The sequence below is a fragment of the Thioclava indica genome (assembly GCF_000714545.1).
Lineage (GTDB): Bacteria > Pseudomonadota > Alphaproteobacteria > Rhodobacterales > Rhodobacteraceae > Thioclava > Thioclava indica.
This window is the reverse complement of the sequence record NZ_AUNB01000062.1, coordinates 81,548-101,373: the sequence shown is the minus strand read 5'-3', so window position 1 is coordinate 101,373 and position 19,826 is coordinate 81,548. Positions and strand designations below refer to the sequence as shown.

21 protein-coding genes are annotated in these 19,826 nt (G+C 60.4%); 6 read left to right on the top strand and 15 right to left on the bottom strand.

Going from position 1 to position 19,826, the window contains the following annotated elements:
* Window positions 1-32: 32 nt before the first annotated feature.
* From DT23_RS15555 to DT23_RS15540, 4 genes are all read right to left on the bottom strand, one after another.
* The gene (locus DT23_RS15555) at window positions 33-1,043 is read right to left on the bottom strand and encodes an ABC transporter substrate-binding protein (RefSeq protein ID WP_038132677.1); all 1,011 of its coding nucleotides are present in this window, start codon (window positions 1,041-1,043) and stop codon (window positions 33-35) included.
* A 283-nt stretch (window positions 1,044-1,326) separates the two neighbouring features.
* The gene (gene argE, locus DT23_RS15550) at window positions 1,327-2,478 is read right to left on the bottom strand and encodes an acetylornithine deacetylase (protein ID WP_038132676.1); all 1,152 of its coding nucleotides are present in this window, start codon (window positions 2,476-2,478) and stop codon (window positions 1,327-1,329) included.
* Window positions 2,479-2,482: 4 nt separating this feature from the next.
* A complete protein-coding gene (locus tag DT23_RS15545) occupies window positions 2,483-3,667 on the bottom strand; it encodes a M24 family metallopeptidase (RefSeq protein ID WP_038132675.1) in 1,185 nt (394 codons plus the stop codon).
* A gap of 68 nt (window positions 3,668-3,735) precedes the next feature.
* Entirely contained in the window at window positions 3,736-4,215 is a 480-nt protein-coding gene (locus DT23_RS15540) for a MarR family winged helix-turn-helix transcriptional regulator (RefSeq protein ID WP_038132761.1), read from the bottom strand.
* A 251-nt stretch (window positions 4,216-4,466) separates the two neighbouring features.
* On the opposite strand from DT23_RS15540, the gene ectA reads away from it, so the two are divergent.
* Genes ectA through DT23_RS15520 form a run of 4 tightly spaced genes read left to right on the top strand, consistent with a single transcriptional unit; the run spans window position 4,467 to window position 8,204 of the window.
* Window positions 4,467-4,997 (top strand): diaminobutyrate acetyltransferase, encoded by a 531-nt coding sequence (gene ectA / locus DT23_RS15535; protein WP_038132674.1) that lies wholly within the window; start codon window positions 4,467-4,469, stop codon window positions 4,995-4,997.
* A 43-nt stretch (window positions 4,998-5,040) separates the two neighbouring features.
* Window positions 5,041-6,324 carry a diaminobutyrate--2-oxoglutarate transaminase gene (gene ectB / locus DT23_RS15530; protein ID WP_038132672.1) on the top strand — a complete coding sequence of 428 codons (1,284 nt, stop codon included), beginning with the start codon at window positions 5,041-5,043 and terminating at the stop codon, window positions 6,322-6,324.
* A gap of 39 nt (window positions 6,325-6,363) precedes the next feature.
* Window positions 6,364-6,765: an ectoine synthase gene (locus DT23_RS15525; protein ID WP_038132671.1), complete on the top strand. Its 402-nt coding sequence runs from the start codon at window positions 6,364-6,366 to the stop codon at window positions 6,763-6,765.
* Between the two features lie 8 nt (window positions 6,766-6,773).
* On the top strand, window positions 6,774-8,204 hold the full coding sequence (locus tag DT23_RS15520; protein WP_038132670.1) for an aspartate kinase: 1,431 nt from the start codon (window positions 6,774-6,776) through the stop codon (window positions 8,202-8,204).
* Here the strand turns inward: DT23_RS15520 and DT23_RS15515 are convergent.
* Both DT23_RS15515 and DT23_RS15510 read right to left on the bottom strand, forming a co-directional pair.
* A complete protein-coding gene (locus DT23_RS15515; protein WP_038132669.1) occupies window positions 8,188-9,387 on the bottom strand; it encodes an MFS transporter in 1,200 nt (399 codons plus the stop codon). The two genes, DT23_RS15520 and DT23_RS15515, sit on opposite strands and share 17 nt — an antisense overlap.
* Before the next feature lie 81 nt (window positions 9,388-9,468).
* Entirely contained in the window at window positions 9,469-10,287 is an 819-nt protein-coding gene (locus DT23_RS15510) for a sulfotransferase family protein (RefSeq protein WP_038132667.1), read from the bottom strand.
* A gap of 148 nt (window positions 10,288-10,435) precedes the next feature.
* Between DT23_RS15510 and DT23_RS15505 the strand changes: the two genes are divergently transcribed.
* Together DT23_RS15505 and DT23_RS15500 are read left to right on the top strand one after the other, a co-directional pair.
* Complete coding sequence (locus DT23_RS15505; RefSeq protein ID WP_038132665.1) at window positions 10,436-12,010, top strand: DUF5928 domain-containing protein; 1,575 nt, start codon at window positions 10,436-10,438, stop codon at window positions 12,008-12,010.
* An 11-nt stretch (window positions 12,011-12,021) separates the two neighbouring features.
* A complete protein-coding gene (locus tag DT23_RS15500; RefSeq protein WP_038132661.1) occupies window positions 12,022-12,402 on the top strand; it encodes an HIT domain-containing protein in 381 nt (126 codons plus the stop codon).
* On the opposite strand, the gene DT23_RS15495 is transcribed toward DT23_RS15500, so the two are convergent.
* The 9 genes from DT23_RS15495 to DT23_RS15450 form a co-directional block, all read right to left on the bottom strand.
* Window positions 12,403-12,843: a molybdenum cofactor biosynthesis protein MoaE gene (locus DT23_RS15495; protein ID WP_038132660.1), complete on the bottom strand. Its 441-nt coding sequence runs from the start codon at window positions 12,841-12,843 to the stop codon at window positions 12,403-12,405.
* A gap of 1 nt (window position 12,844) precedes the next feature.
* Window positions 12,845-13,093, bottom strand: a complete 249-nt coding sequence (gene moaD / locus DT23_RS15490) for a molybdopterin converting factor subunit 1 (RefSeq protein WP_038132758.1) — start codon at window positions 13,091-13,093, stop codon at window positions 12,845-12,847.
* Entirely contained in the window at window positions 13,086-13,715 is a 630-nt protein-coding gene (gene pgsA, locus DT23_RS15485; RefSeq protein WP_038132659.1) for a CDP-diacylglycerol--glycerol-3-phosphate 3-phosphatidyltransferase, read from the bottom strand. Before pgsA ends, moaD begins: the two co-directional genes overlap by 8 nt.
* Window positions 13,716-13,760: 45 nt before the next feature.
* Window positions 13,761-14,828 carry a lysine-2,3-aminomutase-like protein gene (locus tag DT23_RS15480; RefSeq protein ID WP_038132658.1) on the bottom strand — a complete coding sequence of 356 codons (1,068 nt, stop codon included), beginning with the start codon at window positions 14,826-14,828 and terminating at the stop codon, window positions 13,761-13,763.
* 3 nt (window positions 14,829-14,831) lie between these two features.
* Window positions 14,832-16,673 carry an excinuclease ABC subunit UvrC gene (gene uvrC / locus DT23_RS15475; protein ID WP_038132756.1) on the bottom strand — a complete coding sequence of 614 codons (1,842 nt, stop codon included), beginning with the start codon at window positions 16,671-16,673 and terminating at the stop codon, window positions 14,832-14,834.
* 364 nt (window positions 16,674-17,037) lie between these two features.
* Entirely contained in the window at window positions 17,038-17,814 is a 777-nt protein-coding gene (locus DT23_RS15465; protein WP_038132656.1) for an SDR family oxidoreductase, read from the bottom strand.
* The gene (locus tag DT23_RS15460; protein ID WP_038132655.1) at window positions 17,811-18,767 is read right to left on the bottom strand and encodes a calcium/sodium antiporter; all 957 of its coding nucleotides are present in this window, start codon (window positions 18,765-18,767) and stop codon (window positions 17,811-17,813) included. Before DT23_RS15460 ends, DT23_RS15465 begins: the two co-directional genes overlap by 4 nt.
* Window positions 18,764-18,940 (bottom strand): hypothetical protein, encoded by a 177-nt coding sequence (locus tag DT23_RS19830; RefSeq protein ID WP_038132654.1) that lies wholly within the window; start codon window positions 18,938-18,940, stop codon window positions 18,764-18,766. The genes DT23_RS15460 and DT23_RS19830 overlap by 4 nt, the downstream gene beginning before the upstream one ends.
* A 4-nt stretch (window positions 18,941-18,944) precedes the next feature.
* Window positions 18,945-19,784 carry a S49 family peptidase gene (locus DT23_RS15450; protein WP_038132653.1) on the bottom strand — a complete coding sequence of 280 codons (840 nt, stop codon included), beginning with the start codon at window positions 19,782-19,784 and terminating at the stop codon, window positions 18,945-18,947.
* Window positions 19,785-19,826 lie beyond the last annotated feature (42 nt).

The window sequence follows — 19,826 nt, the reverse complement described above, 5'->3', positions numbered from 1 at the left end:
TCCCACGCGCGCCAAAGATATTCAGGTCGCGATCAGAGCGCGTCCTCGACCTTTTTGGCCACTTCCGGGGAGACCCAAGCCTTCCAGACGTCCGGGTAGTTTTCGAGGAAGTAGTAAGCCGTATCCTCGTTCGTGCCCTGATTGTCGGTCTGCCAAGCCAGGAACTTGCCCACGGTGTCGTTCGACCATTCGCGCTTGGACAGGTAGCCCATTGCGATGGCGTTCTTTTCCGAGAAGTCTTTGGTCACGACCGTAAAGACATCCGAAACCGGGTAGGCGTTCGGCACGGGATCGGGACAGTCGGGCTGCGAGGTGCATTCGTCCCAGTTCGCCTTGTCATTGGGAACACCGGCATCCAGTTTGACCATCTCGTATTTACCCAGGATCGCGGTCGGAGCCCAGTAATAGCCCAACCAGCCTTTCTTGCGCTCGTAGGCGTTGGCAATCGAGCCATCAAGCCCGGCTGCGGAACCGGTATCGACCAGATTGAAACCCTTCTCCTCGGCGCCATAGGCGCGATACAGGTTTGCGGTCGAGATCTGGCAGTTCCAGCCCGCCGGGCAGTTATAGATGCCGCCCTTCGAGGAATCCTCGGGATCGGGGAACAAGTCGGGATGCTTCAGCGCGTCATCGACGGTCTTGATGTCGGGATGCGCTTCCTGGATGTATTTCGGGATCCACCAGCCTTCGACGCCGCCATCCTGGAGGATTTCAGCTGTGATCACCATGCGATCATCGCTGACAGCTTTGTCGAGCGCGACCTTCACGGCGTTCACCCAAAGCTCGGGGGCGATGTCTGGCTCACCTTTTTCATTCATCGACGTAAAGGTCGGCATCGTGTCGCCGGTGACCAGTGTCACATCGCAACCGTAGCCGTTTTCAAGAATGATCTTGTCCACCCATGCCGCGACACCGGCCGAAGCCCAGTTCATCTCGGCTTCGGTGACCTTTCCGCATTCACCGTCAGCGGCGAATGCGGCCGGTGCTGCAAGCACGCCCAGCGGCAGTGCCAGAAACAGACTGGCGAGTGTGGAATTCTTCATGCGTATCCTCCTGTGGTGGCAGCATTTATGAGATTAGGGCCGCGCGGGCTGCCGCCGCGGGATTGGCCATCGGGCCCGGAATTCGACCGGGCCAGTGTCGGCAAGATGTTGCCCATGATGGGGCAAATATTGGAATTGTCAAAATCCGACATATGCATGTCGTAAATGGACTTCGTCTTGGGCGCAACCTTTTCGACGGTCCTACGTGGCGTTCACAGGACGATGGCGCGCGAAATAAGTCAGGAAATCTTGGCGTTAGTGCCATATGCAAGCGCGTAAGCCGCTAGCGCGGCGCGCCCAGTCGCTCTAACATGCTCAAACATTGCGAAAGTTGGTCGCGTGACACAAACTCATCCGCCTTATGCGCCTGCTCGATCGAACCCGGTCCGCAAATCACCGCCTCCATTCCGATCGCCTGAAACAACCCGGCTTCGGTGTTGAAGGCGACGCAGCCGGCGTGATTCTGTCCGGTCAGTGCAAAAACCAGATCGCGGGCGGCGTTGTCATCCATCGGCTCTAACCCGCACACTTCGCCCACGGTCTCGGTCGTGATCCCGGCTTCGGGGGCAATCGCGCGCATCTCGGGCAGCAGGGTGTCGGCGACATAGGCGGCGATTTCGTCTTTTACGAACGCCATATCGGCAGCGTTGATCGGGCGCATCTCCCAGCTTAGCTCGGCGCGCGGGGCGATCACGTTATGCGACACGCCGCCGTGCAGGGCCCCCACGTTCAGCGTCGTTTCCGGCGGATCGAACCGCGAACCCTCGGGGCAGCGGCGGATCAGCGCGGCGCGCAGATCGAACAGGCGGTTGATATAGCGCACGGCATATTCGACCGTATTCACGCCCTTATCGGGGGCTGAACTATGGCCCGCGCGGCCCTCAAAGCGCACTGTATATTCGCAGCATCCCTTGTTGCCGTCATAGACCTGCATCGAGGTCGGCTCGCCAATGATGCAAAGCGCGGGTTTCACTGGCCGCGCGTCCAGCAGTTTGACCAGCGATTGCGCGCCCAGACAGCCGACCTCTTCGTCATGGGTGAAAGCGAAATGGACCGGGCGAGTTTTGGCGGCCTCGCGCAGCGTATCAAGACTGGCAAGGCAGGCCGCAATGAAACCCTTCATGTCACACGCCCCGCGCCCGTAAAGCCGCCCATCGTCTTCACGCATCACGAATGGATCGCTCGACCAGTCCTGATCGCTGACCGGCACCACATCAGAATGACCCGACAGCACCAGCCCGCCGCTACGCGGTGCGCCCAAGGTGGCAAAGAGGTTCGCCTTCTGCCCGCTCTCATCCAGCATCACCTCGACCTGCGCGCCGCCTGTCTCAAGCCGCTCGGCGATGTAGTGGATGATTGCGAGGTTGCTTTGCGACGAAACGCTGGGAAAACCGATCAAATCGCCAAGGATCGCGCTGGTAATCTCAAGACGCATTGGCCTAATCCTTGATGAACAGCTTGCGCGCGATGTGGCTAAGCGGTTCGGCAGCCCCGTTCTCGCGGATGAGGATCGTCTCGGTCGTCTCCATCCCCCAATCGTCCATCCACAAGCCGGGCATGAAATGAAAGGTCATGCCGGGTTCCAGAACGGTTTCGTCGGTGTCGCGGATTGACACGGTATGCTCGCCCCAATCGGGCGGGTAGGAGCAGCCAACCGCATAACCCGCGCGATTGGGCCGCTCGATCCCCACCTTGAGCAATTCCGTGTTGAGCGCACGCGCGATGTCACAGGCACGGTTGCCCGCGCGCGCCACTTCGATGCCGGCATTCAACCCCTCGGTTAGCGCCTGCGAGGCATCCACCATATGTTGTGGCGGCTTGCCTAAGAACACCGTGCGGCACAGAGGCGCGTGATAGCGGCGATAACAGCCCGATTGCTCGATAAAGGTCGCCTCGCCCGATTTCAGCGCCTCACCATTCCACGTCAGATGTGGGGCAGAGGCATCTTCGCCCGACGGCAGCATCGGCACGATCGCGGGGTAGTCGCCCCAGCTATCCTCCTCGCCCTGAACGGCGGTGCGATACAACTCGCCCACGAGGTCATGCTTGCGCATCCCCGGCTCGATCAGATCCATCGCGCGGGTGATTACCAGCTCGGAAATCCGCGCCGCGCGGCGCATGAACGTCAATTCTTCTTCCGATTTTATCAAGCGCCGCCAATTCACCAAGACGCTGGCGTCGATCATCTCGGCCTCGGGCAGTCCTTCAAGCAGAACGGCATGGGCCTTGGCGGTGTAGAAATAGGTCTCCATCTCGACGCCGATCCGGGCGTCGCCATAGCCCATGATGCGCAGCCGCGAGGCCAGGTCTTCCATCGGATGCGAGACTTCCGACTGCACCATCATGTCATTGTAATGAAGAATATTTTCTTCCTCCATCCAGACCGTGCGGCGCGCGCCATTGGCGTCCATGAAACGCCCCCACCAGAACGGCGCGCCCTCAAGCGGCAGGATCACGCCCTGATGGGTGTAAAACGACCAGCCGTCATATCCGGTCAGCCAAAACTGGTTCGAAGGGTTGGTGACGAACAGCACGTCGATGCCGCGTTCCGCCATCGACTGGCGCACAAGCCGGATGCGGCGGTCATATTCGGACTGGCTGAAGGGGGCTTTGGCAAGCGGCATGGATGGCTCCGATCGTTGATCAAGCCACAGTGGCGGCGCGTTGCGCCAGTTGCAATAGCGGTCGCGCCCTAGCTGGGACGACCGGAAATATCGCCCCAATCCAGCACCGGTGCTGCATCAATTTCTTGCGCATCCAGCATCGAGGCGACGCGTTCCAGCGAGGCGATCAACTGCGCCTGTTCCCAATCCTCAAGCGCCTCAAAGCGGCGCACGAAAATCTGCTGCAGCGCGTCGGGCGCATCCTCCATCGCGGCGCGCCCCAGCGGAGTGATCACGATATCGGTCTGGCGGCGATCCTTCTGCGAGCGTTGCCGTGTCAGCATTTCTTTGCGCTCAAGCTTGTCGAGCAGCGCCGTCATCGTGGCTTGGCTTACGCTCATCCGGGTTGCGATGGCTTTGGGCGTCGAAAACCCGTTTTCCGCCACCACCTGAAGCACGCGAAACTGCGCTGGCGTCAGCCCCGCCGCCTTGGCCAGATCACGTCCGAACATCTCGGTTGCGCGCAAAATTCGGCGCAGCGCGATCAGGCTGGTATCGACGCGTTCCATGAGATGGCGGGCCTCTTTGTCATCAAGATGGCCCAATATCGCAGAGAGCGCCGAAGCGTTCAATTGCTTTGTTTTCCTAAGCTTGCTCGTTTGATTGAAGTTGTTTTGGTTTGTCATACGAATGATATCTAGGGTAATTTGTCCTTTATTTAAAGGGCTAATGGAGATTCGCGGCATTTCTGTCTTTCGCTTGTTGAAATTTTTGCTTGGGTGGGTTACTTAGTCAACCGAAGCAAAAAAGGACAGGAAACGTGCCGCAAATTGAGTCGATCAAGTCAAAGCCTTCTCTGGTGTTCCGCAAACCCGATGCCCAAGATGGCAGCGAGATCTGGAAGCTGATCCAGCGTTGCAAGCCGCTTGATGAAAACTCGATGTATTGCAACCTACTGCAATGCGACCATTTCCGCGACACCTGCGTGATGGTCGAGCGTGACGGTCAGTTGCTGGGCTGGATCTCGGGCTATATCGCGCCCTCTGATCCGCAAAGTTTCTTTGTCTGGCAGGTCGCTGTGGCCCCCGAGGCGCGCGGGCTTGGTCTTGGCAAGCGGATGCTGCGTCACCTGATTTCGCGCGATGAGACCGCCGATTGCACCCGGCTCAAGACCACGATCACGAAATCCAACGGCGCAAGCTGGGGGCTGTTTCGGTCCTTCGCGCGCTCGATCGGTGGCGAGCTGAGTGACGAAGCGCATTTCCATGAAGACGACCATTTCGACGGCCATGCCGCGACCGAGCACATGGTCACGATCACATTCCCGCAAGAGGCCCGCGCAGCCGCCTGATCCGGCCGCGACGCCCTTTCATCCCAAATAGACGGAGCCCCCCATGACCTCCCCCAATGACAAGACGATCTTCACCCAGCGCGAATCCAATGCCCGCTCGTATTGCCGTGGCTTTGATACGGTGTTCACCAGCGCTCAAGGCTCGGAGCTGTGCGACGCCGATGGAAACACCTATATCGACTTTCTCGCGGGCTGCTCCTCGCTCAATTACGGGCATAACGACCCGGATATGAAAGAGGCGCTGATCAACCATCTGCTAGAAAACAAGATGGGCCACGCGCTGGATCTGCACACCGACAGCAAGGCCGATTTCCTGACCGCGTTCACCGATCACATCCTTGCTCCGCGCGGGATGGATCACAAGGTGATGTTCGTCGGTCCGACCGGCGCGAATGCCGTCGAGGCGGCGATGAAAATCGCGCGCAAGGCCACAGGGCGCACCAATATCGTCGCCTTCACCAACGGCTTTCACGGTGTAACGATGGGCGCGCTGGCCGCGACTGGCAACGGTTATCACCGGGGCGGTGCGGGGATGGAGACGCAGGGCGTCACCCGTCTGCCCTATGACGATTACGCCGATGGCGTGGATTCGGTCGCGCTGCTGGATCAGATGCTGTCGGATGCCTCGGGTGGTGTGGATGCGCCTGCTGCGATCATGCTGGAAACCGTGCAAGGCGAGGGTGGTCTGAACGCCGCCAGCCCCGAATTTATCCAAGGCGTCGAAAAGGTTGCTCGTAAGCATGGCGCGCTGTTCATCATCGACGATATTCAGGCGGGCTGCGGGCGCACGGGCACGTTTTTCTCGTTCGAGGAGATGGGCGTGATGCCCGATCTGGTGACGCAGGCCAAGTCGATCTCGGGCTTTGGCCTGCCGATGGCGCTGCTGCTTATCCGTCCCGATTACGACGTGTTCGGCCCTGCTGAACATAACGGCACCTTCCGCGGCAACACCCATGCCTTCGTCACCGCGACCGTGGCGATCCAGAAATTCTGGGCCGATGATACGTTCCAGCGTGAACTGGCCGTGAAGGCGGACGTGCTGCGCGAAGGTCTGGCAGCCGTGGCCGATCTGGTGCCGGACGCATTCCTTAAGGGACGCGGGCTGATGCAGGGCGTTGATGTCGGCACTGGCGAACTGGCTTCGGAAATCTGCGGGCTGTGCTTTGAAAAAGGTCTCGTGATCGAGACCTCGGGCAATGAGGATCAGGTGGTCAAGGTGCTTGCGCCGCTGACCACGCCGATGGAAACTTTCCGCACGGGTCTGGCAATCCTGCGTGAGGCGACCAGCGAAGTGATGGCTTCGGGCACCAAAATCGCGGCAGAATAAGCGCCTCGACACCGAAATACACAGATACGGAGACACGATATGATCGTTCGCGACTTCAACGAACTCAAGACGACTGACCGCGCCGTGGCGGATGCCGATTGGACCAGCGTGCGCATGCTGCTGGCCGATGACAAGATGGGCTTTTCGTTCCACATCACCACGCTCAAGGCGGGGTCGGATCACACCTTCCACTACAAGCATCATTTCGAGAGCGTCTACTGCATCTCGGGCAATGGCCACATCACCGAGCTCGACAATGGCACCCGCCACGAAATCAAGCCCGGCGTGATGTATGCGCTCAACCTGCATGACCATCACCGCTTGGTGGCAGGGGACGAAGACCTTGTGATGGCGTGCTGTTTCAATCCGCCCGTGACGGGCACCGAGGTGCATCGCGAGGATGGATCTTACGCCCCGGCTGAAGATCTCGCACAGGCATGAGGGCTGATATGACCCAGCAAAAACACACTGTTGAGAAGGTCGGCGGTAGCTCAATGAGCCGCGTCGATGAGCTGCGCAAGACGCTGTTCATCGGCGGCCGCGAGGGCGCAGATCTGTATAATCGGATTTTCGTGGTTTCGGCCTTTGGTGGCATCACAAACCTTTTGCTGGAGCATAAGAAAACCGGTGAATCCGGGGTCTATGCGCAGTTTGCCAAGTCCGATAGCGATCACGGCTGGCACGAGGCGCTAACCCGCGTGTCGAGCGCGATGATCGCGGCGCATGAAGCTGTGCTGGATCATCCCGGCGACATCGCACAGGCCAGCGAGTTCGTGCGCGAACGCATCGAAGGGGCGCGCAACTGCCTGATCGATCTGCAACGGCTGTGTTCCTACGGGCATTTCCGGCTGTCCCAGCACATGCTGCACATCCGCGAATTGCTGTCGGGCCTGGGCGAGGCGCACTCGGCCTATGTCACCACGCTGTTGCTGCAACGCGCGGGCGTGAATGCGCGGCTGGTGGATCTGTCGGGATGGCGCGATGAACATGATCACGATCTGGACTCGCGCATCCTGAACGCGCTGAAAGATGTCGATCCCAGAACCGAAATGCCCATTGTGACGGGCTATGCGCAATGCTCCGAGGGGCTGATGCGCGAGTTTGATCGCGGCTATTCCGAGGTGACGTTCTCGCGTCTCGCGGCACTGACCGGCGCGCGCGAAGCGATCATTCACAAGGAATTCCACCTGTCCTCGGCCGATCCGAATCTGGTCGGCGCGGACAGCGTGCGCAAGCTGGGTCATACGAATTACGACGTGGCCGATCAGCTGTCGAACATGGGGATGGAGGCGATCCATCCGAAAGCCGCCAAGACCCTGCGTCAGGCCGATGTGCCCTTGCGCGTGACCAATGCGTTTGAGCCGGGCGATCCGGGCACGTTGATTGACGACAAACCCGCCGACACGCCCGCCGTGGAAATCGTGACGGGGCTTGAGATCATCTCTCTTGAGGTGTTCGAACAGGATATGGTTGGCGTCAAAGGCTATGACGCGGCGATCCTTGAATCGCTGACGCGCCATGACGTGCGCATCGTGTCCAAGGCGTCGAATGCCAACACGATCACGCATTACGTCGATGCGCCGATCAACGTGCTGCAACGCGTCGAAAAAGACCTGAGCAAGCGCTATCCTTCGGCGCAGGTTTCGGCGCGGATGCTGGCGATGGCTTCGGTGATCGGGCGCGATCTGCGGGGTCTTTCGACGCTGACGCGGGGCTTGCAGGCGCTTGCCGATGCCGGGCTTGAAAGCGTGGGGGCGACGCAGGGGCCGCGCAATGTCGATGTGCAATTCGTGCTGGAGCGCGATGATCTGCAACCCGCGATCAAGGCGCTGCATGAGGTGTTTATCCCCGCCGAGGTCGGCCTTAAGCAGGCGGCCTGATCGAGGCCGCCTTAAGCGGGGTGGTGCGCCGCGCGTGTAGGTAGGCGATACCCAAGAACGCCAGTCCCGCGATGGCCAGCGCCGAGCCGACATAGCCCGTCGCCTGCCAGCCATAGCCCGCGCTCAGCGCCAGTCCCGCCAGAAACGGCCCCAGCGCATTGGCAAAATTAAACGCCGCGTGGTTGAGCGCGGCGGCCAGTGTCTGGGCATCGCCCGCGACCTCCATCAGGCGCACCTGCATCGGAATAACCATACCTGCGGTCATTCCCAACGCCACCATGGCCAGCGCCATCGCCCGCCAGTCGCCGATGGTCAGCGTATAGAGCAGCGGCACGATGATCATTCCGCAGAGCAGGATCAGCCCGGCGCCAAACCGCGACCAGTCCGACAGCTTTCCCGCGATCATATTGCCCACCGTCCCGCCAACCCCGAACGCCGAAAGCGCAAGCGGAATCGTCCAGTCCGGCCCCGCATGGGTCGCGATCATCGCCGCTGATAAATAGGAATAGACCGCAAACACCCCGCCAAAGCCGATCGCGCCCACTGCCAGCGTCAACCAGACCGAGCGATTGGTCAGCGCACCCAGTTCTCGCAAGGGGCTGGCATTGGGATCGGGCGCAACACTTGGCGCGGTGCGTGCGATCAGCATCGCCGACCCGCCGCAGATCACCGCGACAATCGCAAAGCCCCAGCGCCATCCGAAATATTGCCCGATGGCCCCGGCCAGTGGGACGCCGATAATATTGGCGACCGTCAGCCCGGTGATCACCCAGGCAATCCCCTGCGCGCGCTTGCCTTCGGGCATCAGATCGGCAGCAAACAGCATCGCCATGCCGAAATAAGCGCCATGCGGCAGTCCCGAGAAAAACCGCGCAATAACGAAGCTGGTGAAACTGGGCGCGGCCCCGGCTGCCAGATTGGCCAGCGCGTAAAACGCCATCAACGCGATCAGAAAGCCTTTGCGCGGCAGCTTGGCCCCCAACACTGCCAAGATCGGGGCGCCAATAACCACCCCCAGCGCATAAGACGAAATCGCGTGCCCGGCGCGTGCCTCGCTGATGCCGAAATCGGCGGCATAAAACGGCAACAACCCCATCGAGGCGAACTCGATCACGCCGATACCAAAGGTGCCAAGGGCCAGTGAAAAAATCACGGCGCGTGCGTCGCGGGGACTAAGCGTCATCGGGAAGGGCTCCACAGTCTGGAGGGAAAGACCCGCCCCAAGTAGAGCGCGCCCGGATGGCGACAAGCGCCCTTACGCAGATCAGTCGCCGAGTTTCGCGTGAACCTCGTCGAGATCGATCTCACCGATTGGCATTTTGTTGTCGGGATCGTCGAAATCATACTGGAAAAGCTGGAAATCCTTCTTGTAGATTTCCCAGACCAGATGACGCGAGAGATCGTCAAAATACTCACTAATCTTGTGGGCGCGCTTGGGGCCATGCCCCTCGGATTCGTTGAAGCGCGGCACTTTTTTCAGGTCGATTTTGACCGGCGTTTCGATGTCATCCAGCACGCTTTGCATGCCCTCGTCGAATTTCTCGGTAAAGAAGATGTTGTTGTAGCGCCCGCCATTGACGATGAATGTCGAGACATGGCCCGACATGGCCGACCAGTGAATGTCAGGCTCCATCGGGCGGCGCCAGCGAATGGTGTCGCGCGCAAACAGCAAGAAGCGGCGGAACGAGGCGATCTGGTCGAAATCAAACTCATCCTCGGGTGAGCCAACCTCAATCCCGTAATTTTGCACCAGCTTGGGCACCAGATTGCCGCGATAGCGTTTGCCGTTGCGCTGAATGCCCGCGATCTTGTCGAAGAAGGACGACAGGATGCGCCCATAGGGGTTACGCACACAGGTAAACGCATAGCTTTTATGGGATTTCACATTCGCCGTGATCAGCTTTTGGCTGTTGTCTTGCGCCCACTTATGCAGGCCGTCAGTCGAGTCGTGGATATCGCCGTCAAAGAAGCGCCCGTGATCGCTGTAGAACATGATCTGACCAATGGAGGAGCAAGCGCATTTGGGCACCACGCGGTACACCATGCTTTCGCTTTCTGTCATCCAGGTTCCCGGAAACCCCATAAACAATCCTCCGCATGCGTCCATCATGGTCATCTTAGCCAAGACGCAATAAATATGCCTTAAAGATCAAAGAAGCACTGTCTTTTCAACGTCAATTGACGCTAACAAGGCAGATAATTAGCGCAATAAACACGGCATCGTTTCCCGCATGGCCCGAATCGCCTTCATCTTGCTAACGCATAAAGACCCCGAAGGCCTTATCGCGCAAGCCGAGCGGTTGACGGCGGCGGGCGATTTCGTGTCGATCCACTTCGATGCCAGCGCGGCTCCGGCTGATTTTCGCAAGCTGCACGCGGCGCTTGATCCCAATCCTAACGTCACATTCGCGCGCAAACGGTTGAAATGCGGGTGGGGCGAGTGGAGCCTTGTGGCCGCCACGCTAGAGGCGGTGAAAGCCGCGGTCGAGGACTTCCCGCGCGCCACCCATTTCTACATGCTTTCAGGCGATTGCATGCAGATCAAGACGGCGAAATATGCCCATGATTTTCTCGACGCCGAAGAGGCGGATTACATCGAGAGTTTCGATTTCTTCACCTCGGGCTGGATCAAGACCGGGATGAAGGAAGACCGGCTGATCTATCGTCACTACTTTAACGAGCGCACACAACCCAAGCGATTCTACGCCAGCTACAATTTGCAAAAACGCTTTGGCCTGGCACGTGAGGTGCCCGCCGATATCCAGATGATGATCGGCTCGCAATGGTGGTGCCTGCGGCGTCGCACGATCGAATGGGTGCTCGATTTTACGCGCACCCGCCCCGATGTGATGAAGTTCTTCCGCACGAGCTGGATTCCTGATGAGACGTTTTTCCAGACCATCGTGCGCCATGTGGTCCCTGAATCCGAAATTCGCACCCGCACGCTGACGTTTTTGATGTTCACCGATTACGGGATGCCGGCGCATTTCTACAATGATCACTACGACTTGCTGCTGTCGCAGGACTATCTGTTCGCGCGCAAAATCAGCGCCGAGGCCAGTGATCTCAAGGCGCGGCTCGGGGCGCTTTGGACGCAGGACGATACCGGATTCGCAATCTCGAACGAAGGGCGCGCGTTGCATGCGTTCTTGACCGGGCGCGGGCGTGAAGGGCGCCGGTTTGCCCCGCGTTTCTGGGAAACGGAATCGACGCTGGGGCGTGAACGCACCTTGATCATTGTGACGTGCAAAAAATGGCATGTTGCCAAGCGCTTGGTGGCCGAGCTGCGCAAACGCCACGAGGTCACGGCGATGGAATATATCTTTGACGAGATGGGCGAATTGCCCGACCTCGGGGGTATCGAAAAGACCAAGGAAAAGCGCAATCGCCATCGTCGCGCGCTGATGCGGATGCTGTTTGAACATGCGAGAACGGACCGGATGCTGATCTGCCTTGATCCGGCGGCGTTCGACGTGATCCGCGATTTTGCCGCTGATAAATGCGAGACGCGGCTGCTGGAAATCGAATGCGCGTTCAGCGATGATTATCTTGCAGGACATGCCCGCCGCGTCGGGCTGGCCGGACAGACAACACCGCCTCAGGTGCTGGAGCAGGTGTTGCCCACAATCCGCGCCGATATGGCCTTTGAAAGCGAACGTCTGCGCGACGCTGAGTTTGAGCATTTCGCCCTGATGCGCGAGGATGGCTCGCTTGAAGATAACACTCGCGCGCTGGTTCAGACGCTCGACATCTCATTCGAGCTGGCGCAAGAGTTGGCACAAATCGAATACCTGTTCAAAGACTGAGGAGCGGCGCGATGGCTTACGCCTATGACGATCAGAATATTTTCGCCAAGATTTTGCGTGGCGAGATCCCGAACAATACCGTGCTTGAAACCGAGCACACGTTGGCCTTTCGCGACATCTCGCCCAAGGCCCCCGAGCATGTGCTGGTGATCCCGAAAGGGCCGTATGTGACCTTCGATCACTTCTGCAATGCGGCTTCGGACGCCGAGATCCTCGATTTCACCCGCACCGCCGGGCAGATCTGCAAGATGATCGGTGCCGAGCCGGGGGAGGGGGGCGCAGGGTTTCGCGCGATCACCAATGCGGGCGAGGATGGCGTGCAGGAAGTGCCCCATTATCATCTGCACATTCTGGCCGGTCGTCCGTTGGGTCCGATGCTGCTGATGCGCTGATCACCAGCGTTTCAAGGCGTCTTCATCTTCGTCTTTTGCCACGACCCAAGACGTGCCATCGCGCCCGTGCTCTTTCTTCCAGAACGGAGCGCGGGATTTGAGGTAATCCATCAGGAACTCGGCGGCCTCGAACGCGGCAGCCCGGTGGCGTGCGGCGGTGGCGACCATCATGATCTGCTCGCCAATGCCCAGCCGCCCGTGGCGGTGGATCACGATCACATCCGCCAAATCCCAGCGTGTCACGGCCTGATCGACAATCTGGGCAATCGCGCGCTGCGTCATGCCGGGGTAGTGTTCCAGCTCCAGCGCCTCCATGGCGCCGCTGTCATCACGCACCACGCCGGTAAAGCTGACCACCGCGCCGACATCGGACCGGCCAGCGCCAAAGCCTGCCAGTTCAGCGCCCAGATCAAAGGGCTCGGGCTGGACCGAGACTTTCATCTTAGCCTCCCGTCATCGGCGGGAAAAAGGCAACCTCGCGCACGTCGGCAAGCGGGCTGTCAAAGGTCGCGAGCTCCTGATCCAGTGCCACACGCAGGGCGGTGAGATCGGCAAAGGCCGCCTCATATCGTGGCTCGCGCGCGCGCAGTTCTGCCACCAGATCATTCACCGTGGCCGCCTGCGTCTCGATCTGCTCGCGCGGCAGGCCGATGCGTTCGCGCACCCACGCAAAATAAAGCACGTCAACCATCATCCGGATCCTTCAGATAGGGCAGCGCCTTGCGGAAATAATCCCAGCCGGTGATCGCCGTCAAAATCGCTGCGATCCAGATCAGCACTAGCCCGATATGGGTTGCGATATCGGCCAGACTGGCCCCCATCGGAATGTCGCCCTCGCCTGCGCGCGGCGCGCGGCCCTGTTCGAGATAGGCCAATCCGGTGCCAAGAAACAGCACCGCAATAGCCACCATCTGCGCCGTGGTTTTCCACTTGGCCAGCTTGGTGACGCGCAAACGCCCCGCATCCGCGCCCAGAAACTCGCGCAGGCCAGACACGAATACCTCACGAAACAAGATCACCGTCGCAGGCAGGATCAGCCACGGGTTCATCCCCGAATAACCCGTCAGAACGACCAGCGCGATCACCACCATCACCTTATCGGCAATCGGGTCGAGCATCGCGCCAAACTTGCTTTCCTGCTTCCACAACCGCGCCAGATAGCCGTCAAACCAATCGGTGACCGCGGCCCCGACAAACAGCGCCAGCGCAAACCAGTCCGCCCAAGGGCGATGGAAATACAAAAACATCAGCGCCACGCCGGGGGCAGCCAGAAGTCTGAGCACAGTCAGGATATTGGGGATGTTCCATTTCATATCGGGCAACCTAGCGGGGCGGTGGGCAAAGCGAAAGAGGGCGCGTCACCGCGTCTCAGGCACGGGGTCTGCGTAATCATGGATATTGCCCAGACGGTCGGTGATACGCCAGTGGCCCGGCGTCGGGCTGGGCGCAACGTGATCGGCATTGATCGCCACTTTGCCATGCCCGCCGGGGATGTCGAGAACGTATGTCGGCACCATCGTCCCCGAGACGCGGCGGCGCAGCTCGGCCATCAACGCGCGGCCCTTGGCAATCGTGGTGCGAAAATGCGAGGTGCCCCGCGCCAGATCGCAATGATGCAGGTAATAAGGTTTGACGCGCAGGGATGTCAGCGCGCGCATCAGCCCCTCAAGGCTGTCGGCATCGTCATTGATCCCAGCAAGCAACACGGTTTGCGAGAGCATCGGAATACCGTGATCCACTAGCCGCGCAATCGCGGGCCGGGCATTGGGCGTCAGTTCTTGCGCGTGGTTGGTATGCAGCACGACCCAAACAGCCGGACGCGCGGCGCGCAGGGCCTGGCACAGATCGGGCGTGATGCGTTCGGGCGCGACAACCGGCACGCGGGTGTGCAGACGGATCTGATCGACATGCGCAATCGCGCCAAGCCGGGTCAGCACCTCGGTCAGGCGCCGCTGCGACAGCGTCAGCGGATCGCCACCCGTCAGGATCACCTCGCGCACCGCCGGAGTTGCCGCGATATAGTCCAGCGCGGCATCTAGCTGATCTTGTGGCAACGGTCCGGTCTCGCCCACCGTTTCGCGGCGAAAACAAAACCGACAATAGACATCGCAGGTCTTGGTGATGTGCAAGATCACCCGGTCGGGGTAGCGATGCGTCAGCCCCGCCACCGGGGAATGCGCGTCATCGCCAATCGGATCGACCAGTTCCTCGGGGCGGGTCACCAATTCGGCCACGCTGGGCACGAATTGCGCGGCCACCGGATCGGTAGGGGTTGCGATGGCCGTGCGCATCTCGGGCGTGAGGCGAATGCGGAACTCTGCGGCCACGGCTTGCAGATCGGTGCGTGCTTCGGGCGCGGTCAGCCCCGCCGCCTCAAGATCATCAACGCGCGAAAGGGCGCGCGGGCGCGGGCTGTGATCATTCATCGCCTAGCCCTTTTCGTTGAAGAAGTTATGGATCGTCTCGGCCATCGCCTCCGATATCCCCTCGACCTCCATCAGGTCAATCGGGGCGGCGCGGCTAACCGCCTTGGCCGATCCGAAATGCTGCAACAGCGCACGTTTGCGCGCAGCCCCGATGCCGGGGATTTCATCGAGCGGGTTCGCCATCACCGCCTTGGCGCGTTTGGCGCGATGCGTGCCAATCGCCCAGCGGTGGGCCTCGTCGCGCAGGCGCTGGATGTAATACAAAACCGGGCTTTGACGCGGCAAAGCAAAGGGGCGCTGACCGATGCGGTGGAATTCTTCCTTGCCGTGATCGCGGTCGATCCCCTTGGCAACACCCACCATCGCAATGTCGGTCACGCCCATTTCGACCATGATCTCATGCACCGCCGAGACCTGCCCCGCGCCGCCATCAATCAGCAACAGATCGGGCCAGGCATCGGATTTGCGTTCGGGGTCTTCCTTCAAAAGGCGCGTGAAGCGGCGGGTCAGAACCTCTTTCATCATGCCGAAATCATCGCCCGGCGTCAGATCGGTGCCCTTGATGTTGAACTTGCGATACTGGCTTTTGATGAAACCGTCCGGCCCTGCCACGATCATACCGCCTACGGCATGCGCGCCCTGAATATGCGAGTTGTCATAGACCTCGATGCGCGCGGGCGGGGAGGACAGGCCGAACGCCTCGGCCACACCTGTCAGCAGTTTTGCCTGCGCGGCACTTTCCGACATCTTCCGGCCCAGACTTTCGCGGGCATTGCGCGCGGCGTTTTCCACCAGCTCGGCCTTTTCGCCCCGCTGCGGCACGGCGATCTCGACGCGGCGCTCGGCGCGTTCGGACAGAAAATCGGCCAGCAACGCTTCATCCTCGACCGGATGAGACAGCAGCAACAGGCGCGGCGGCGGGCGGTGGGTGTAAAACTGTGCGATAAAGGCTTGCAGGATCTCGGGGGCCTCGGCGCCCGAGCCTGTGCGCGGGTAGAAATCGTGATTGCCCCAGCTTTGGTTGCCGCGGATGAAAAACACCTGCACGCAGGCCTGTCCGCCCTCACTATGCAGCGCGATCACATCGGCCTCGGGCACGGTGCGCGGGTTGATCCCCTGACTTTGCTGCACATTGGTCAGCGCCTTGATCCGGTCGCGCAAAGCGGCGGCGCGCTCGAACTCCATCTCCTCGGAAGCAGCCTGCATCTGCTCGGCCAACTCGCGCTGGATCGTGGTCGATTTCCCCTCAAGGAACCGCTTGGCGTCATCGACCAGCGCGCCATACGCGGCCTCGGAAATCTTGCCCACGCACGGCCCCGAACAGCGCTTGATCTGATATTGCAGGCAAGGCCGGGTGCGGCTTTCAAACATCGAATCTGAACAGTTGCGCAGCAAAAACACCCGCTCCAGATGGTTGAGCGTGCGATTGACCGCGCCAGCACTTGCGAAGGGGCCGAAATAATGACCCTTCTCCTTGCGCGCGCCGCGATGCTTTTTGATCATCGGATAGGGGTGATCGGTCGCGATCAGAATATTGGGAAAGCTCTTGTCATCACGCGCCAGCACGTTGTAGCGCGGCTTGAGCTGTTTGATGAGGTTCTGTTCCAGCAGCAGCGCCTCGGTCTCGGTGCGCGTCGTGAGAAACATCATCGAGGCGGTTTCGCGGATCATCCGCGCGATCCGCGCGCTATGCCCAGAGGGGCGCGCATAGTTCGACACCCGCGCCTTGAGATTGCGCGCTTTGCCGACATAGAGGATCTCGCCCTTGGCATTCAGCATCCGGTAAACGCCGGGCGAACCATCGAGCCGACGCAGATAATCCGCGATCAGCGCATGCCCCGTCATCCCATGCGCGGGGCGTGTCGCGGCGGGGGGCTGGGCATTCTCTGGGGTGTCGTCAGTCTCGGTCATATCTCGGTTTTGATTCTCTGCTTTGGCTGCAACCTTACGTGAATGTGATCAAGGATAAACATGTCCACCATTTCTGTGGATAACACTGTTGGCAAATTCCTTTGAGCGGGGATTCTGCCTTGGAGTCTTGGCAGAAAACTGATTTGCACAATAAAGAGGCACATAGTTAGAGGATTGAAAACAAAAGGAAACTTTTTGAACATCCTGCAAGGTGTTGAAAAAATTAGGACTTTTGTAACGGATTCGTAACGAGACTGAGAGCGGTGCACAACTTGACGTTGCGTCGCCCCAACTCATTCTATTCCGGGCCGAGAACATCGGGCGTTTTCCACCCCAGATGTTGCCCGCCATCGACACAAAGAAGCTGCCCTGTGACGGCGGGTGCATCCATGAAATAGCCCAAAGCGGCGCAGATATCATCGGGGTTTGCGCCGCGCTCCAGGATCGTGGCGGCACGCTGTTTTCTGAAATGCTCGGTCGATTGGCGCGCGCCTTGCAGGGTCGGGCCGGGGCCAATCGCATTGACGCGGATATCGGGGGCCAGCGCCTGCGCGCCCGTTTGGGTCAGCGTCCACAGCCCCATCTTGGCCAGCGTGTAGGTCATGAATTCGGGCGTCAGTTTGCGCACCCGTTGATCGAGCATATTCAGCACCATGGCGCGCGCGCTCGGTTCACCCTCGACTGTTTCAGCCCGCGGGGCTTGGGCTGCGAAATGCTGCATCAGAACAAAAGGCGCGCGCAGATTGGAGTCAAAGTGACGGTCCCAGCTTTCGCGACTTGCCGATTTCAACGTGTCATATTCAAAGATCGAGGCGTTGTTGATCAGCACATCAAGCGGCCCGTCCAGCGCCTGCGCCGCGCGTGCGACCAGATCGGCGGTTGCGCCCTCATCCAGCAAATCGGCCTGCAGTATTGCGGCGCGCACGCCCTTGGCGCGGGCCTCATCCGCCGTGGCCTCGGCCTCGGTATCCGAGCCGTGATAATGGATCGCCACGTCAACGCCGCGTGCCGCCAGGTACAGCGCCATCGCACGACCCAGCCGCTTGGCCCCGCCTGTTACCAAAGCCCGCTTCATACCCGCCCCCCAATCAAGAGTGCTACGACATAGACCAGATAGATCAGCGTGAATGCCACGCCCACCCAACGTCCAATCGCGCGTTTGCGAAAGATAAACGGGATCAGCAAAAGTGACGCGCCCAGCATCACCCAAAAGTCGAAATGCAGCATCTGCGCGGGCACCGGGATTGCGCCAAACATCCCCGCCACCCCGATAATGCAGAGCAGGTTAAAAATGTTGGACCCAACGACATTGCCCAGCGCCACATCAGAGCGCCCCTTGGTGGCGGCTGTGATTGAGGTCGCCAGCTCGGGCAAAGATGTGCCCAACGCCACCAGCGTCAGACCGATCACCGCATCCGAAACGCCCATTGCCGAGGCGATATCGCTTGCGCCATCCACCAGCAAATCCGCGCCGATCGGCAGTCCGACAAGCCCGGCCAGCAGCAACAATGCAATCCGCCAGCCCGGCGTGTGTGGGTCAACCGAGGTGATCTCGTCATCGGGGGTGCGATTGGCGCGATGGGCCAAGGCCTCGCAGATCTGGCGAAACAGGATCAGCCCCAGGCCCGCCAGCAGCACCAGCGCCTGCGGCCAGCGGATCGGGCCAAGATAGGCCACGATCATGAACAACACCGTCGCCCCGATCATCAGGATAAAGCTTTCGCGCATGTCCTGTTCATCGGTGCGAATGGCCGAGATGATCGCGGGCAAGCCCAGCACCAGCAGGATATTGGCGATATTCGAGCCGACCACATTGCCCAGCGCCAGCGTTGGCGCGTGATCAAGCACCGCCGCGACCGACACCATCAACTCGGGCGCAGACGTGCCAAAGGCCACAACGGTCAGACCCACGATCAGCGCCGGAATACCAAAGCGCAGCGACAAGGCCACCGCGCCTTTGACCAGCAAATCGCCAGCAACGACGAGCAGGACGAGCCCGACCGCGATATAGCCAAAATCCCAGATCATCCGCGCCGTCCTTTTTTGCACGGGCAGGGCGCGCGGCCAATTTTCGGGCGACCGCAGTCAGGGCAGCGCCCCGACAGTTTTCGCGCGGTTTTGGAGCCGGGAATGCGCAGCTTGCCAAACATTGCCAGCACCGCCATCACGACGAGAAACAGGGTCATGCCCTTGATTAACATGCGATTACAGCCCGTAGCGCGCCCACAACGCGCGCTCCTCAGCCGTGTCGATCAGCGCGCCGGACGCACCCATCCCGATCTCAGCCCCAAGCTGCGCGCCAAAGCGGCGAAAGATCGAGCGTTTGGGCGCGTAATCGAGCAGGCGAATTTTGTCGCCATACAGTTCCTCGAGCTTGGGCACCGCATGCGCAATCCCGTCGATCAGCCCGGTTTCCTCGGCCAAGGCTTGCCGCCCGGTCCATATATCGCCGGTGAACAGGTCGCGATCACTTGCCAACTTCGCCCCGCGCCGCGTGCGCACATATTCGGTGAAACTGACATGCATATCTTCAAGCAGCCGTTTCAGACGCGCGACATCTTCTTCTTTTTCGGGGCGGAACGGGTCCATGAAACTTTTCGAGCCACCCGCCGTATGCACGCGCCGCTCGATCCCGTATTTGCCGATGAACTGATCCAGTCCGAACCCGGCTGAAATCACCCCGATAGACCCGACAACCGAGGTCGGATCGGCCCAGATATGATCGGCCGCGCAGGCCAGCCAATAGCCACCTGAGGCGGCCACATCCTCGACAAAGGCATGCACGGGGATGTTCTTTTCCTCGGCCAGCCGACGAATGCGGCTTGCGATCAGCGCCGATTGCACCGGCGAGCCGCCGGGCGAATTGATCAGCAGCGCCACCGCAGCGGGTTTGCCGCGCGCGAAAGCCCGCTCGATCAGCGGGGCCATCGCGGCATCGGACAGGCCGGGCGCGCCGGGCCGTGACATTCCAATCGCGCCTTGCAGCCGCAGCAAGGCGACGAAGGGCGGTTTCTTGACGAAGGGGAGGCGTTGGATCAATTTCATGTCTAGGGATGTAGAGGCTCCCCCCCGCCCGTGCAAGCGCAG